This is a genomic window from Streptomyces sp. M41 (genome assembly GCF_043673425.1).
Classification (GTDB): Bacteria; Actinomycetota; Actinomycetes; order Streptomycetales; family Streptomycetaceae; genus Streptomyces.
Map to the genome: position 1 here is coordinate 77,949 of NZ_JBIMKE010000014.1, position 15,685 is coordinate 93,633.

The following is a 15,685-nucleotide window of genomic DNA, read 5'->3' on the forward strand; positions in this document are numbered from 1 at the left end:
ACTCACGCCAAGTGCCGGTAACGGCCCCGGAAATACGTGAGCGGTCCCCCGTCCGCACTCGGCAGCGAGGCCGACAGTACGCGGCCGATCACCAGGGTGTGGTCACCGGCCGTCACCCGCTGCTCGGTGCGGCACTCCAGGGTGGCCAGCGCGCCGCCCACCAGGGGGGCGCCGGTCTCTTTGCCGCGGACGTAGGGGATGTCGGCGAAGAGCAGCCGGTCGCTGACGCGGCCCTTCATGGCGAAGCGGCCGGCGATGTGGCGCTGGCTCTCGGCGAGCACCGAGACCGCCCACAGGGGCTGTTCGTCGAGCAGGTCGTCCATGCGGGCGCCCGTACGCAGGCTGACCAGCACGAGCGGCGGGTCCAGGGACACCGACATGAACGCCGTCGCCGTCATGCCGACGTCCTCGCCGGCCGGCGCGTGCGGGTCGTCCGGGTCCAGCGGCGGCTCCAGCGCGGTCACCAGGACCACACCGGCTGCCAGCCGCGACATGGCGGCACGGAAGTCGTCGTTGCTCACTCCCTCAGCATGCCCAAAGGCGCTCCGGGAGGCGGGGAGGGCGGCGGTCGCGGGCGGCGCGGCAGGAGAAGTGTTCGGCACGGCGAAAACGCTAATGTCGGTGCCGCGCACGGCACATCGGGCCTTCGCCCGAGAACGGACCTAGGACTCCCGACCTACCTTCTTCCAGGCCGTTTCGCGGTACCTCCACACACGCGCCGAGTTTGCGTTCAGGAAACGCACAGGAAAAACGCAGAAACACCGCTCAATTGTTCACGTTTACCTGTGACTTGAGTCACAAGAGCCATTAATTGTTGACCCTGTGTACCGAGTGGGCAGCGCGCTGTGATTCAGTGGCGGGGAAGACCAGTAAGGAACGTTACGCCGAAGAGAACCCTTGATTCGCTGCGAGGTCTCGGGGGGAGGGCGAGCATGGAGACCGAGTCGGAGCCGTACGTCCGTCTTGCGACCCTGCGAAAACTGCACCAGGTCATGGCTGACATGAACACGGCCCGAAGCCTGGCGGACACACTCCAGACCGTCGCCGACGGCGTCGTCACCGGCCTCGGCTACGAGCTCGCGTGCGTCAACCTCGTGCGCCCCGACGGTGACCTCGTCGTCGCCGCCTTCGCCGGCAACCCCGCCGCCGAGGCCCTCATCACCGGCCGCGTCGGCTCCCGCGAGTCCTGGGAGCGCCGGCTGAACATGGGCGAGAACTGGGGCGACCTGGTCTTCATACCGCACACCGAGGGCTGGATCCTCGACGACGACGACGTACCGCAGTGGTACACCGACGGTCCCGCGCCCCGCTTCGAGGACGAGTGGCACCCCTCCGACCGGCTCTTCGCGCCGATGTACACCCAGGGTGTGCAGGGCGGCGCGTGCGGCGAGCTGATCGGCGTCCTGTCCGTGGACCGCCCGCGCAACGGCCGGCTGCCGGGCGCGTGGGGGCGCGAGGCGCTCCAGATGTACGCGTTCCAGGCGGCGATCGCCATCAGCAACGCACGTCTACGCGCGAATATGCAGCGGGCACTGGTCAGGCTGGAGCGCGAGCAGCAGGCCCTGCGGGCCAGCGAGGAAAGCTTCAGGCAGGCCTTCGAGTACGCCCCCTCCGGCATGGCCATCGCCGAGATGGGCGGCGACCAGCACGGCCGGATCCTGCGCACCAACGACGCGCTGTGCCGGCTGCTCGGCCGGCCCGCCTCCGCGATGCGCCGCTACTCCTTCTCCGACCTCGTCCACCCCGAGGACATCGGCACCCTGCTGCGGACCTCGGCGGAGGGCGGACGGGCGGAACTGCGCCTCGGCCGCCGGGACGGCACCTACGTCTGGGTCTCGCTGCGCAACTCCGTCGTCGCCGACGCCGCCGACGGACCGCGCTTCCTGCTCACCCACGTCGAGGACATCGAGGACCGCAAGCGCCGCGAGCTCCAGCTCGCCCACCGCGCCTCGCACGACTCGCTCACCGGGCTGCCGAACTCCGCCGAGCTGCGCGCCCGCCTCTCCTCCCGGCTGTGCAAGCGGCCCGCCCACGCGGGCGCCCTGGAGTCCACCGACGCGGCCTACGGCCACCCCGCGGTCTTCGACGCCAACGGCCACGGCTTCGACTTCCGGCCCGCCACGACGGCGTACGACGCCTTCGACCACCACGTCCACACGGTCGCCCCGGTGGAGAGCGAGCGCGACGACGGGACCAAGGGGCTCGCGGTGCTCTTCTGCGACCTCGACGGCTTCAAGTCGATCAACGACCGGTTCGGGCACAACGCGGGTGACGCGGTCCTCATCGAGGTGGCCCGGCGGCTGACCCGCGGGGTGCGGGACGGCGACACCGTGGCCCGGCTCGGCGGCGACGAGTTCGTGATCCTCGCCGACGGGCTCGGCCGGGCCGACGCCCAGGACCTCGCCGTGCGGCTGCGCAACGAGATCATCCAGCCGATCAGGGCCGAGGGGCGGGCCGTCCGGGTGGGCGCCAGCTTCGGCATCGGGTGGGCGCACTGTGGAATGACTGCGGACGAAGTGTTGAAGTCCGCTGACGAGCGGATGTACGTAGAGAAACGATCTCGTCCCAAACAACATCGACGCGCCGGGTAAGGCCCAGGTCAGCGGGTCGGTGCGATCCGAGTCACCCGTTTGGGCCAGGGAGAGCGGGTAGGCTCGCCATTCTGACCACACGCATGGCATCCACCCGCACCTGGTGAGGAGTACCAAGGGATGACGTCCGGCAACAACGGCGCGAGCACGCCCGAGGACGACGACCCGTTCGGCTACCTCTACGCCGACGGGCAGGCCAATGGGGCCCAGCCGCCGTCCGGTGGCTACGGCTACCCGAACGCCGTCAACCGGGTGCGCACGGTCGGCCACCGCCAGTACGGCCAGCCCGCCGCGCCGCAGATACCGCAGCAGCAGGGCGCGTACGGAAAGCCGAACGCGCACTACGCGGCGCCGGAGACGTTTCCCGGGGGAGCACCGACGGCCCCGCAGCAGCCGGCCCACAGCGGCGGCGGCTCAGGCGGAGGGCGCGGCTCCGGCCCCAACACCAAGGGCCTGCTGATCGGCGCGATCGCGGTCGTCGGGGCGGTCGTCATCGGCATCAGCGTGGCCATGCTGGGCGGCAGCAAGGACGACAAGGCGAAGGACGACGCCACGACCAAGCCGACGCAGTCGGAGCAGTCGAGCGCGCCCAGCCCTTCGAACAGCAACAGCCAGGCGGCCGAGGAAGACCTGCCGACGATCGACACGAAGGCCCTCGCCCTCGCCGGCGGCGCCGCCACCGCGTCCGACATCAAGGGCGCCAAGGCCGATGGCGGTGTCTATGTCAGCGGCTTCAATCAGGTCGGCTCCTCGGTCACCTGGACCGTGAACGGCATTCCGAAGTCGGGCAAGTACACCGTCAACGTCGGCTACAGCGTTCCGGGCAAGGACCAGAACGCCACGCTCACGGTCAACGGCACGCCCTCCGAGAACCCCGTCGACCTGAAGAACTGGGCGAAAGCCGCCGAGGGTGACTACGAGAAGGGCTGGACGGCGACCTACAACTGGATCCAGCTCAACAAGGGAACCAACACGATCAAGGTCTCCTGCGAGCAGGGCAACCAGTGCGACGCCCTCCTCGACCAGATGTGGCTGGTCAAGGGCTGGGTCAAATCCGGCAGCTAGCCTCGCGGGCCGTCACCCACCGGACGCTTTGAGCCGGCGGCTGCCGTTCAGCCGTACCGGGCGTCAGGCCGCCGCCGTCTCCCTGGTCACGGTGACCCGTGCCAGCAGCTCCGCATAGACCCCTCGGTCGAACTCCCCCGCCACCGGTGCCGCCACGGTCGCCGCGCTCAGTGCTGTCGCGCGGGCCAGGCGGTCGGGCCAGGGGAGGTGTTCCACCAGGCCCGACAGCAGGCCCGCCACCGTCGCGTCGCCGGCGCCCGTCGGGTTGCCGTGGAGGCGGGTGGGTGGGGTGGCTCGCCAGCGGCCCTCGGGGGTGAGGGCGAGCAGGCCGGCCTCGCCGAGGGAGGCGACGACCGCTCGGGCGCCGCGTCTGCGGGCGTCCTGCGTGGCGCGCAGCGGCTCATGGGAACCGGTCAGCTCGGCCAGCTCGTCGGCGTTGGGCTTGATCAGGTCGGGGCGGGCGGCGACGCCCCGGCGCAGTGCCTCGCCGCTGGTGTCGAGGAGCACCGGAACCTCGGCGGCCTTCGCCGCACGGACCAGACCGGCGTACGCCCCCACCGGCACCCCCGGCGGCAGGCTGCCGCACAGGGCCACCGCCGAGGCGGAGGTCACAAGAGCGGCGTACGTCTCCTGGAAGGCGGACCATTCGGCGGGCGTGACCGTGGGGCCGGGTTCGTTGAGCTGGGTCGTGTCGCCGGTGCGGTCGTCCACCACGGCGATGGTGCGGCGGGTCGGCCCGCTGACCGGGACCAGGGCGTCGACCACGCCGGGCGTGGCCGTGAGCCGGTCCTGGACCACGCGGCCCGTCGCGCCGCCCGTGAAACCCGTGACCGTCACCTCATGGCCGAGGGCCGCCAGCACCCGGGCCACGTTCAGGCCCTTGCCGCCGGGGCGCTCGGTCACCTCGGAGACCCGGTGGGAGGCGTGCGGCCGTAGCGACCGGACCCGATAGGTGATGTCGAGAGCGGTGTTCAGCGTGACCGTGAGGATCACCTGGGCGGACCTCCCCCGAAGAAGTTAAGAGTGCGTTCGCCGTCTGTCTGCCGGACGCTTCGCCCGGATGCTTGATCATGCCAAACAGGCGGCGGCCGGCCCAGTCTCCCAGGCCAACCGCCGCCCTCAACAGCAGGACAGATCACCCCAGTTGGGGCTCAACCACCCATTCACCCCGGCGCATCACGCCCTTGAGGTCGAAGGCCGCGTCCAGCAGCACCAGATCGGCGTCCTTGCCGGGCTCCAGGGAGCCGATGCGGTCGTAGCGGCCGAGCAGCTTGGCGGGGTTGGCGGACAGGGCCGCCACCGCGTCCTCGACCGGCAGCCGGTCGATCGTCACCGCCCGCTTGAAGGCCCGGTCCAGGGTGAGCGTGGAGCCCGCGATCGAGCCGCCCTCGACGAGGCGGGCGACCCCGTCGGCCACCTCGACCTCCAGCGGGCCGAGCATGTAACGGCCGTCGCCGAAGCCGGCCGCGTCCATCGCGTCCGTGATGAACGCGACCCGGTCCGCGCCCGCGTGGTGGAACGCCAGCTGGAGGGCGGCCGGGTGCAGATGGGTGCCGTCGTTGATCAGCTCGACCGTCACCCGCTCGTCCTCCAGCAGGGCGGTGATCGGGCCCGGCTCGCGGTGGCCGAGCGGCGGCATCGCGTTGAAGAGGTGGGTGGCGACGGTGGCGCCCGCGTCGATCGCCTGCACCGTCTGCTCGTACGTGGCGTCGGTGTGGCCGATCGCCGCGATGACGCCGTGGTCGGCCAGCAGCCGTACGGACTCCAGGCCGCCGGGCAGTTCGGTGGCGAGGGTGACCATCGTGGCGTGGCCGCGTGCCGCGTCGATCAGCTTGCGTACGTCCGCCGGATCCGGGTCGCGCAGCAGCTCCTCGGAGTGGGCGCCCTTGCGGCACGGCGAGATGAACGGGCCCTCGAAGTGGATGCCTGCGATATCGCCCTGCTCGGCGAGCTCGGACAGGAGGCCGGCGCGGCGGGTCAGGAAGTCCATGTCGCCGGTCACGGTGGAGGCGACCAGGGTGGTGGTGCCGTGCAGGCGGTGGGTGTGGATGCCGGTGACCACGTCGTCTGCCGTGCCCGAAGTGAACGAAGCTCCACCGCCACCGTGGTTGTGGATATCCACGAAGCCGGGGACCACGTAGTGGCCGGCGAGGTCGATCACTCGGGCGTCCGGTGGGGCCGCGCCCGTGATGCGGGTGCCGTCGACGATCACTTGGGCGTCTTTGACGGTTCCCGTGGGCATCACCGCTGTGGCGCCGGAGAGGATCAGGGGCGCCTTGCCGGATGCGGGGTGCGGGCTGTGCGTGGCTGGTCGCGCAGTTCCCCGCGCCCCTGGGGCGTTGGCCATCAGGCAGTTACCTCCGTACCGTCGGTGTTGCCCAGGAGATCCCAGGCCAGGAGCCCGGCGCCGAGGCATCCCGCCGTGTCGCCCAGGGCGGCAGGGACGATCTCCGGCAGTTTCTGGAAGGTGACTCGCTGCCGGACCGCGTCCCGCAGCGGTGTGAACAAGGTTTCCCCCGCCTCGGCGAGGCCGCCACCGATGATCAGGGTGCGCGGGTCCAGCAGGGTGAGCGCGGTGACCAGGCCGTCGGCGAGGGCGTCCACGGCCTCCTGCCAGACTCGCACGGCGTTCGGGTCGCCGGACGCGACCGCCTTGGCGCAGGCCGCCGCGTCCGCCGCCGGGTCCCCGCAGGCGGCGGCCCATGCCTCGCTCACCGCGCCCGCCGAGGCGAACCGCTCCAGACAGCCGCGCTGCCCGCAGGGGCAGGGGGCACCGCCGGGCCGTACGACGATGTGGCCGATCTCGCCCGCGAAGCCGTGCGCACCCGCCTCCACCCGGCCGTCGATGCCGATGGCGCCGGCGATGCCGGTGCCGAGCGGCACGAAGAGGAAGCGGTCGGCGCCCCGGCCCGCGCCGATCCGGCCCTCGGCGAGGCCGCCGGTGCGCACGTCGTGGCCGAGCGCGACGGGGACGCCGCCGAACCGTTCGGAGAGCAGCTGCCGCAGGGGTACGTCCCGCCAGCCCAGGTTGGCCGAGTAGGCGGCGATGCCCCGCTCCTCCTCGACGATGCCGGGGACGGCGACGCCCACGGCCGCCGCGGGCTCGCCGAAGCGCTGTTCGCCGTAGGCGCGCAGTTCCGCGGCGAAGTCGAGGATGCCCTCGACGACCGCGTCGGGCCCGCGCTCCCGCCCGGTGGGTCGGCGGGCCTGGTGGAGCAGGGCGGCCGTGGCGGGCGGGCCGTCGGCCGGCGCGGTGCCGCTCGCCCCTAGGAGGGCGGCCTTCATCCCGGTGCCGCCCACATCGAGGGCGATGACATGTCTCACGGGGACAGTTTGGCTTGCATACCCGAGAAAGGTCTAGTCCACTTACGTGGTGTAGACCTTAGGGGGCAATTTGTATGACGTTTCGAAAGTTTTCGAACATGGGTGTGGGGCGGTTTTGCGTGCAGCGGCGTAGGCGTACGGGAACGATCGCGGCGGTGTCCGCGCTGGGCCTGACGGTGGTCCTCGGCGGCTGCGGGCTGACCGGCGGCTCGGACGAAGTCACGCTGAAGCTGGTCGCGGCCGACTACGGCGACAGCGGGACGAACACGTCCCAGAAGTACTGGGACAAGCTCGCCAGGGAGTACGAGGAGGAGCACCCCGACGTGACGATCGACGTCACGGTGTACTCCTGGAACGACGTCGACGCCAAGGTCAAGGGCATGGTGGCCGCCGGGGACGCCCCGGACCTGGCGCAGATCGGCGCGTACGCGGACTACGCGGCGAAGGATCTGCTCTACTCGGCCGACGACCTGCTCTCCATCGCGGTGCAGGCCGACCTGGTCCCGCAGCTCGCGGACGCGGGGCAGGTGAACGGCGTGCAGTACGGCATTCCGTTCGCGTCGTCCACGCGCGTGCTCTTCTACAACAAGACGCTCTTCCGGAAGGCCGGCATCACACCGCCGAGCACCTGGAAGGAGCTGGCCGCGAACGCCGAGGCGCTCAAGGCGGCGGGCGTGAAGTATCCGTACGCGCTGCCGCTCGGGCCCGAGGAGGCGCAGGCGGAGACGATGCAGTGGCTGCTCAGCGGCGGGGGCGGCTACACGGACGCGGAGACCGGTACGTACAACATCGACTCCGCGGAGAACGTCGCCACCTTCGACTGGCTCAAGAACGACCTGGTCGGCAAGGGGCTGACCGGGCCGGTGGCGCCCGGTGAGCTCAACCGGGCCGACGCGTTCTCCGCCTTCGCGGCCGGGGACGTCGGCATGCTCAACGGGCACCCCTCGCTGATGCAGATGGCGACGAAGAAGGGCGTGAAGTTCGGCATGGTGCCGATGCCCGGCGTGGAGGGGCCCGCCAAGCTCTCCATGGGTGTGGCCGACTGGATGATGGCCTTCAAGAAGAACGGGCACGCCGAGCAGGCGGGCGAGTTCCTCGACTTCGTCTACGACAAGCAGAACGTGCTGGACTTCTCGCGACGCTACGACCTGCTGCCCGTCACGAACTCCGCGTCCTCGGAGATGACGGGGGCGAAGCAGGACGCCGACCTCAAGCCCTTCCTGGATCAGCTGCCGCTCTCCGAGCTGTATCCGGTCGGCCGGACCTCCTGGGCGGCGGTCAGCGCGGAGGTCAAGCAGCAGATCGGCAGGACCGTCACGGCCGGCGGCAACCCCGAAGCGATCCTGGGGCAGCTCCAGTCGACGGCCGCGCGGGTGGAGAGCGCGGAGTAGGGGAGGGACGGGGCGTTGTCGGTGGCTGCGGCTACCGTGCGAGACATGAACGAGGAGCGGGAGCAGGAGCAGGACCCGGATCGGGGCCGGGAGGGGGTCGGTCCCGGCCCCGGCCTCGCCGAGCGCGAACGGGACGTCCTCGCGCTGGAGCGGCGGGGCTTCGCGGGCCCCGGCGCGAAGGAGCGGGCGATACGGGAGGAACTGGGCCTGGCTCCCGTCCGCTACTACCAGCTCCTGAACGCCCTGCTGGACGACCCACGGGCCCTGGCCCATGACCCGGTCACGGTGAACCGCTTGCGGCGGGTGCGGGAGGCGCGGCGCGCGGAGCGGTGAGGCAGGCGTACACCCGGGCCCGCCTGGATAGGTTCGGCGTATGGGCAGTCACAAGGAATCTCTGCCGGTACCCGTGACTCCGCGTGGGCGGGAGGGGCTGGAGGCCGTTCTCGCGCGGCCCGAGCGGGCGCTGGTGGCGTTGGACTTCGACGGGACGCTCGCGGCCATCGTGGCGGACCCGGAGCAGGCCCGCGCCCACCCCGACGCCGTGCCGGCGCTGGCCGCGCTCGCGCCGAAGGTGGCCGCCGTCGCGGTGATCACCGGACGCCCGGCCGAGGTGGCCGTGCGGTACGGCGGCTTCGCGGGGGCCGCGGGGCTGGAGCACCTCGTCGTGCTGGGGCACTACGGCGCCGAGCGCTGGGACGCGGTGAGCGGAGAGGTCACCGCACCTGACCCGCACCCCGGTGTCGCGGCGGTCCGGGCCCAGTTGCCGGGCGTGCTGGAGCGCGAGGGCGCGGGTTCCGGCGTCCGGATCGAGGACAAGGGGCACGCCCTTGCCGTGCACACCCGCCGCGCGGCCGATCCCCAGGGCGCCTTCGAGGCACTGCGGGCGCCCCTGCACGACCTCGCCACCGGCAACGGCCTCGTCGTCGAACCGGGGCGGATGGTCCTGGAGCTACGCCCGCCCGGCATGGACAAGGGCGTGGCGCTGAGCGAGTACGTCCGCGAACTCGGCGCCGAGTCCGTCCTCTACGCTGGCGACGACCTCGGCGACCTCCCGGCCTACGCCGCCGTGGAGGACCTGCGCTCCGCCGGCACCCCGGGCCTGCTGGTGTGCAGCGGCAGCGAGGAGGTCACCGAACTGTCGAAGCGAGCGGACCTCGTCGTCGACGGCCCGGACGGAGTCGTACGCCTGCTGCAACAGATCGCCGATCAGGCGGGCTGACCACCTCCGTCCCCCTCCAGCGCGTGCAGCCACTGGGCCGGGGGAGGGCTGTCCCGGCTGACGCGCGGCGGTCGGGGCGTTTCGCCTGTTCCGCCGGTCCCGGGGTCGGCGCGTCGGCGGGGCGCGAGCCCGTGCGGCTGTTGTGGCGGAGCGCCGGTCAGGCGGGCTGGTCAGGGCCCTCCGCCCCTCCTGCGCGCGCAGTTGGTCCAGGGGCACTGGGCCGGGGGAGGGCTGTCCCGGGTGACGCGAGGCGGTCGGGGCGTTTCGCCTGTTCCGCCGGTCCCGGGGTCGGCGCGTCGGCGGGGCGCGAGCCCGTGCGGCTGTTGTGGCGGAGCGCCGGTCAGGCGGGCTGGTCAGGGCCCTCCGCCCCTCCTGCGCGCGCAGTTGGTCCAGGCGCCACTGGGCCGGGGGAGGGCTGTCCCGGGTGACGCCGAAACCGTCGGGGTGTTCCGTCTGTTCCGAGGGTCCCGGGGTCAGCGTGTCGTGCGGGGCGTGTGCCGGTACGGCTGTTGCGGCGGAGCGCCGGTCAGGCGGGCTGGTCAGGGCCCTCCGCCCCTCCTGCGCGCGCAGTTGGTCCAGGGGCACTGGGCCGGGGGAGGGCTGTCCCGGCTGACGCGAGGCGGTCGGGGCGTTTCGCCTGTTCCGCCGGTCTCGGGGTCAGCGTGTCGTGCGGGGCGCGCCCCCCGTACGGCCGTTTCGGCGGATCGCCCGTCAGGCGGGCCGGTCAGGGGCCTCCGCCTCCAGTGCGTGCAGCTGGTCCAGGAACCACTGCGTCGGGGGGAGGGCCGTTGCCGCTGACGTGAGGCGTTTGGAGCGTTCCGCGCGTTCCGCCGGGGACATGGAGAGCGCCTCGTGCAGGGCGCGGGCCGTGCCCGTCACGTCGTACGGGTTCACGGCGATCGCGTCCTCACCCAGTTCCGCGAAGGCTCCGGCCTCCCGCGACAGCACCAGCGCGCATCCCTCGTCGGAGACGACCGGCACCTCCTTGGCGACCAGGTTCATGCCGTCCCGGATCGGGTTGACCAGGGCCACGTCCGCCAGCCGGTACGCGGCCAGCGACCGGGCGAAGTCGTCCTTGACGTGCAGCACGACCGGGGTCCAACCCGGCGTTCCGTACCCGGAGTTGATCTCCTGTGCGAGTCGCTGCACCTCGGCCGTGTAGTCGCGGTACACCGCCAGGTCCTGCCGCGAGGGGTAGGCGAAGGCCACGTGCACCACCCGCTCACGCCACTCGGGGCGGTCGTCGAGCAGCTGCCGGTACGCCAGCAGCCCCCGCACGATGTTCTTGGACAGCTCGGTGCGGTCGACCCGCACGATCGTGCGGCGGGCCGTGCCGTCCGGGGCGGTTCCGATCTCCTCCTTCAGCGCCGCCATTCGCTCGGCGACGTCGGACTCGTGCGAGCGGGCGCGCAGGAAGTCCGCGTCCGCGCCCAGCCCGTGCACCCCGACCCGGGTGCCCCCGAGCCCCCCGGCGAACTCGGCACAGCACGCCTCGAAGGCGTCCGCCCACCGCCGGGTGAGGAACCCGAGCCGGTCCGCGCCGAGCATCCCGCGCAGCACCTGGCCGGCGATGTCGTCGGGGAGCATCCGGAAGTACTCCGGTGGCGCCCACGGCGTGTGCGAGAAGTGGCCGATACGCAGGTCCGGGCGCAGCTCACGGAGCAGCCCCGGCACCAGCGTCAGGTGGTAGTCCTGCACGACCACCGCCGCGCCCGGCGCCGCCTCCTCGGCCAGTGCCTCGGCGAAGGCGCGGTTGTAGGTCTCGTACGAGGCCCACTGCCGCCTGAACTCCGCGTCGAAGACCGGCTCCAGCGGCGTCTGGTACAGCATGTGGTGCACGAACCACAGCACCGAGTTCGCGATGCCGTTGTACGCGTCGGCGTGTACGCCGGCCGGGATGTCCAGCATCCGCACCCCGGCCTCGCCGACCCCGCGCCGCACCGCCTCCCGGTCACCGTCGGACAGCGCCGAGCACACCCACAGCGCGTCCGCGTCCGAGCCGATCGCGGAGAGTCCCGAGACCAGCCCGCCGCCGCCGCGTCTGGCGTTCAGCGAACCGTCCGTGCCCACCGTGTACGAGACCGGGCCGCGGTTCGACGCGACCAGCACCTTGGCAGCGCCCTGCGCACCCTGCGTGGAAGCCATACGCCTCAACCTAGCCCGGCCCGGAAACGCTCAAACGTGCGGATCCGCTCAGTGGTCGGTCCGTATACGGCCGGTATCAGACGTTTACGCGACCGGCCCCGCATGATCTCCTAGGCGACCCGGCGCGCCGCGTACTCGGCGATCTCCACCATCGGCGGGCGCTCCTCGGTGTCCACGGAGTACGTGCGCGGCTCGAACCCGTCCTCGCCCCGCTCGAACTGGGTCAGACAGGGCCGTACGAGATGCCCGCGGGCCAGCCGGAGCTGGGCCGTGCGGTAGATCGCCGCGGACATCCGGCCCAGCGCCTGCCCGTCCTGGTGGCGGTGCTTGCGTACCCCCACGTCCACCTGGGCCAGAGCGTCCAGGCCCACCAGATGCAGGGCGTCGACCAGCATGCCCAGCTCGACGCCGTACCCGACGGGGAACGGCAGCTGCTCCAGCAGCGACCGGCGGGCCGCGTACTCGCCGCCCAGCGGCTGCACGAAACCGGCCAGCTGCGGCCAGTGCATGTTCAGCAGCGGGCGCGCCATCAGCTCGGTGACCCGGCCGCCCTGTCCGGCGGCGGTCCCGAGCGGACGGTCGTACATCGCCTTGACCAGGTCCACGCCCGGGTCGGTGAGCAGCGGGCCGACGATGCCGGAGACGAAGTCCGAGGAGAACTCTTTCAGGTCGGCGTCGATGAAACAGACGACATCCCCACGGGTGACGAGCAGGGAGCGCCAGAGCACCTCGCCCTTGCCGGGCACGGCCGGGATCCGCGGCAAAATCTCGTCGCGGTGCACCACGGTCGCGCCGGCCGCCGCGGCCACCTCGGAGGTGCGGTCGGTGGACCCGGAGTCGACGACGACGATCTCGTCGACCAGCGGGACCTGCCGCACCAGGTCGTGGCGGATGACCTCGACGATCTCGCCGACGGTCTCCTCCTCGTCGAGCGCCGGCAGCACGACGGACACCGACTGGCCCGAACGCTGCTTCGCGGCGAGTATCCGGTGCAGCGGGCGATCGGTCACGGACCAGGAGCGGGTGCTCAGCCAGCGTTCGACTTCTTCCAGCACGGTCGCTCGGCTCCTCACTGTTGTCTCGCGGTTCGGACGACTATCTCAACTGTCCTGGCCGTCGGTTACAGTCTTGAACAACGCGGATGACCATCGCATGTCCAGGGTCGCCGCGGACGACAACCGCATACAGCTCATCCAGAGGGGCAGAGGGAAACGGCCCGATGAAGCCCCGGCAACCCTCCAGTCGGTACTCGTAGGTCACTGGCGACCACTTCGCGAGGCTCCCGGCTAGGGAAGGTGCCAAATCCGTCTCACGGCGAAGTGCGTCGTGAGGAAGATGAGGAGAAAGGGCCTCGCCTCACATGGCTGTGCAGACTGTTGCAAGCACCACCGGATCCACCGTAGACCTCGGCCCCGCCGCGGCGCTGTCCTGCCGCGAGTGCGGTCACCGGGTACCCCTCGGACCGGTCTTCGCGTGCGAGGAGTGTTTCGGCCCGCTGGAGATCGCCTACGACTTCTCGGCCTACGACACCGAGGAGCTCCGCGGGCGGATCGAAGCGGGCCCCGCGAACATCTGGCGCTATGCGCCGTTGCTGCCCGTCCCCGCGGACGTGGCGACCAAGCCGAACATCAACCCGGGCTGGACCAAGCTCGTCCAGGCCGACAACCTCGCGGCCGAGCTCGGCGTCGCCGCCGGAAAGCTGTTCGTCAAGGACGACTCCGGCAACCCCACGCACTCCTTCAAGGACCGGGTCGTGGCCCAGGCCCTGGAGGCCGCCCGCGCCTTCGGCTTCACCACCCTCTCCTGCTCCTCCACCGGCAACCTCGCCGGCGCGGTGGGCGCCGCCGCCGCCCGCGCCGGCTTCCGGTCCTGCGTGTTCATCCCGCACGACCTGGAGCAGGGCAAGGTCGTCATGGCCGCGGTCTACGGCGGCGAGCTCGTCGGCATCGAGGGCAACTACGACGACGTGAACCGATTCTGCTCCGAGCTGATCGGCGACCCGGCCGGCGAGGGCTGGGGCTTCGTCAACGTCAACCTGCGGCCGTACTACGCCGAGGGCTCCAAGACCCTGGCGTACGAGATCTGCGAGCAGCTCGGCTGGCGGCTCCCGGACCAGCTGGTCGTGCCGATCGCCTCCGGCTCCCAGCTCACGAAGATCGACAAGGGTCTGCAGGAGCTGATCAAGCTCGGGCTGGTCGAGGACAAGCCGTACAAGATCTTCGGTGCGCAGGCCGAGGGCTGCTCGCCGGTGTCGACGGCGTTCAAGGCCGGACACGACGTGGTCCGCCCGCAGAAGCCGAACACCATCGCCAAGTCGCTGGCGATCGGCAACCCGGCGGACGGCCCCTATGTCCTGGACATCGCCCGCCGTACCGGTGGTGCGGTGGAGGACGTCACCGATGAGCAGGTCGTCGACGCGATCAAGGTCCTCGCCCGGACCGAGGGCATCTTCGCGGAGACCGCCGGCGGTGTCACCGTCGGCGTGACCAGGAAGCTGATCGAGAACGGGCTGCTCGACCCGAACCTGACGACCGTCGTACTGAACACCGGCGACGGCCTGAAGACCCTCGACGCGGTGGCCGGTACCGGCCTCACCGCCACCATCCGCCCGAACCTGGACTCCTTCCGAGAGGCTGGCCTCGCATGAGCGTGACCGTCCGCATCCCCACCATCCTGCGCACCTACACCGGCGGTCAGGCCGAAGTGACCGCCGAGGGCGCCGACCTCGGCGAGGTCATCGCCGATCTGGAGAAGAACCACACCGGCATCGCCGCCCGGGTCCTCGACGACCAGGGCAAGCTGCGGCGCTTCGTGAATGTGTACGTCAACGACGACGATGTGCGCTTCGAGCAGGGGCTTCAGACCGCGACCCCGGACGGCGCCGGCGTTTCCATCATCCCGGCCGTCGCCGGCGGCTGAACCGGGTCGGCCCGGGGTCGACCGGAGCCTGACCGAATGACCGATCATTACCGTCGGTAACGCCAATTACCGAGAGTTCATCGAATTGCCCCCTCCGTGAGAGAAGCGGAGGGGGCAATTCTGTGTGGTTGAGCGAGGTACAGTTGGGGAACTCGCCGCCGATCCACGGGTTGGCGGCCCTTGATTTCTGCCGCCCGCCCGACAAGAAGTAGCCAAAGTGTGCGGGTTTTATGCGGCTTTTGTTCCGTTTGCCTGGCCCGACTTGACCTGAAGTCAGCGGAATTTTCCCCACATTCCCGACCGGTCGTGCCCGGATTTCTCGTCCGATTGACCTGTTGCAGACGGCAGTTGGGCAGATACATTCAGCCGCGGTCGACGCGTTCCGGCGCACGCCCCCGACCGATTGGGGGGCGAGGTCTGACCCGGATCCGCGAAGTGTGGATCTGTGCAAGGGCCAGTAATAGGGGAGTTAGGCATGGCTCAGGGCACCGTCAAGTGGTTCAACGCGGAGAAGGGGTACGGCTTCATCGCGGTCGACGGTGGTGCGGATGTTTTCGTCCACTACAGCGCGATCCAGATGGACGGCTACCGCACCCTGGAAGAAGGTCAGCGGGTCGAGTTCGAGATCTCGCAGGGCCAGAAGGGGCCGCAGGCGGACATGGTCCGCGTGGCCGGCTGAAGCACGCGCCGACTGACTGCAGCGACGTTCTTCTTCGAAGGGCCCGCACCTCGAGGGGTGCGGGCCCTTCGTCATGCCCCGGCCCTGCTCGGGCCTGCCCGCTGCCCGGCCGCGTCTCGTCCGGGACCCGCTGCGACCCTGTTCGCGCCTGGCTGAGCGCCCCGCCCGATACCCGAGAGCCGCTTGCACTCACAGGGGGCGAGTGCTAATCATTGGCGTTAGCACTCTGAAGGTGAGAGTGACAAAGAAGGACCGGGTCGGTGAGGCCCGCAGGCCAAGTGGGGCAAGGAACCCAATGGCCGGCGAGCCGTCCGTCGCGGGCGCGGGCGCGGTCCGAAGGAATCACCCCCAG

General features: G+C 71.0%; 14 protein-coding genes and 1 riboswitch. Of the genes, 8 read left to right on the top strand and 6 right to left on the bottom strand.

Going from position 1 to position 15,685, the window contains the following annotated elements:
- Positions 1-2: 2 nt before the first annotated feature.
- Entirely contained in the window at positions 3-602 is a 600-nt protein-coding gene (locus ACHBTE_RS18990) for a flavin reductase family protein (RefSeq protein ID WP_394725113.1), read from the bottom strand.
- A 330-nt stretch (positions 603-932) separates the two neighbouring features.
- Here ACHBTE_RS18990 and cdgB point away from each other — a divergent pair, with 330 nt between their 5' ends.
- Positions 933-2,591 (top strand): diguanylate cyclase CdgB, encoded by a 1,659-nt coding sequence (cdgB, locus tag ACHBTE_RS18995; protein WP_394725114.1) that lies wholly within the window; start codon positions 933-935, stop codon positions 2,589-2,591.
- Between the two features lie 120 nt (positions 2,592-2,711).
- A complete protein-coding gene (locus ACHBTE_RS19000) occupies positions 2,712-3,656 on the top strand; it encodes a CBM35 domain-containing protein (protein WP_394725115.1) in 945 nt (314 codons plus the stop codon).
- A 63-nt stretch (positions 3,657-3,719) separates the two neighbouring features.
- On the opposite strand, the gene ACHBTE_RS19005 is transcribed toward ACHBTE_RS19000, so the two are convergent.
- The 3 genes from ACHBTE_RS19005 to ACHBTE_RS19015 all read right to left on the bottom strand — a co-directional run bounded on the left by ACHBTE_RS19005 (position 3,720) and on the right by ACHBTE_RS19015 (position 6,980).
- Positions 3,720-4,649, bottom strand: coding sequence for a 1-phosphofructokinase family hexose kinase (locus ACHBTE_RS19005; protein ID WP_394725116.1), 930 nt, complete (start codon positions 4,647-4,649; stop codon positions 3,720-3,722).
- Positions 4,650-4,791: 142 nt separating this feature from the next.
- Positions 4,792-5,898 carry an N-acetylglucosamine-6-phosphate deacetylase gene (nagA, locus tag ACHBTE_RS19010; protein WP_394725224.1) on the bottom strand — a complete coding sequence of 369 codons (1,107 nt, stop codon included), beginning with the start codon at positions 5,896-5,898 and terminating at the stop codon, positions 4,792-4,794.
- 104 nt (positions 5,899-6,002) lie between these two features.
- A complete protein-coding gene (locus ACHBTE_RS19015) occupies positions 6,003-6,980 on the bottom strand; it encodes an ROK family protein (RefSeq protein WP_394725117.1) in 978 nt (325 codons plus the stop codon).
- A gap of 98 nt (positions 6,981-7,078) precedes the next feature.
- Between ACHBTE_RS19015 and ACHBTE_RS19020 the strand changes: the two genes are divergently transcribed.
- Genes ACHBTE_RS19020 through otsB form a run of 3 tightly spaced genes read left to right on the top strand, consistent with a single transcriptional unit; the run spans position 7,079 to position 9,590 of the window.
- A complete protein-coding gene (locus ACHBTE_RS19020) occupies positions 7,079-8,371 on the top strand; it encodes an extracellular solute-binding protein (RefSeq protein WP_394725118.1) in 1,293 nt (430 codons plus the stop codon).
- A gap of 45 nt (positions 8,372-8,416) precedes the next feature.
- Entirely contained in the window at positions 8,417-8,704 is a 288-nt protein-coding gene (locus ACHBTE_RS19025; protein WP_394725119.1) for a DUF3263 domain-containing protein, read from the top strand.
- 40 nt (positions 8,705-8,744) lie between these two features.
- A complete protein-coding gene (gene otsB / locus ACHBTE_RS19030; protein ID WP_394725120.1) occupies positions 8,745-9,590 on the top strand; it encodes a trehalose-phosphatase in 846 nt (281 codons plus the stop codon).
- A 711-nt stretch (positions 9,591-10,301) separates the two neighbouring features.
- Here otsB and ACHBTE_RS19035 read toward each other — a convergent pair.
- Together ACHBTE_RS19035 and ACHBTE_RS19040 are read right to left on the bottom strand one after the other, a co-directional pair.
- Positions 10,302-11,735 carry a trehalose-6-phosphate synthase gene (locus tag ACHBTE_RS19035; protein ID WP_394725121.1) on the bottom strand — a complete coding sequence of 478 codons (1,434 nt, stop codon included), beginning with the start codon at positions 11,733-11,735 and terminating at the stop codon, positions 10,302-10,304.
- 110 nt (positions 11,736-11,845) lie between these two features.
- On the bottom strand, positions 11,846-12,790 hold the full coding sequence (locus ACHBTE_RS19040; protein ID WP_394725122.1) for a glucosyl-3-phosphoglycerate synthase: 945 nt from the start codon (positions 12,788-12,790) through the stop codon (positions 11,846-11,848).
- 131 nt (positions 12,791-12,921) lie between these two features.
- Positions 12,922-13,077: riboswitch (SAM riboswitch) on the top strand.
- 18 nt (positions 13,078-13,095) lie between these two features.
- Here ACHBTE_RS19040 and thrC point away from each other — a divergent pair.
- The 3 genes from thrC to ACHBTE_RS19055 all read left to right on the top strand — a co-directional run bounded on the left by thrC (position 13,096) and on the right by ACHBTE_RS19055 (position 15,333).
- Positions 13,096-14,382, top strand: a complete 1,287-nt coding sequence (thrC, locus tag ACHBTE_RS19045) for a threonine synthase (protein ID WP_394725123.1) — start codon at positions 13,096-13,098, stop codon at positions 14,380-14,382.
- Positions 14,379-14,654 (top strand): MoaD/ThiS family protein, encoded by a 276-nt coding sequence (locus ACHBTE_RS19050; protein WP_394725124.1) that lies wholly within the window; start codon positions 14,379-14,381, stop codon positions 14,652-14,654. Before thrC ends, ACHBTE_RS19050 begins: the two co-directional genes overlap by 4 nt.
- A 475-nt stretch (positions 14,655-15,129) precedes the next feature.
- Complete coding sequence (locus ACHBTE_RS19055; protein ID WP_003986833.1) at positions 15,130-15,333, top strand: cold-shock protein; 204 nt, start codon at positions 15,130-15,132, stop codon at positions 15,331-15,333.
- Positions 15,334-15,685 lie beyond the last annotated feature (352 nt).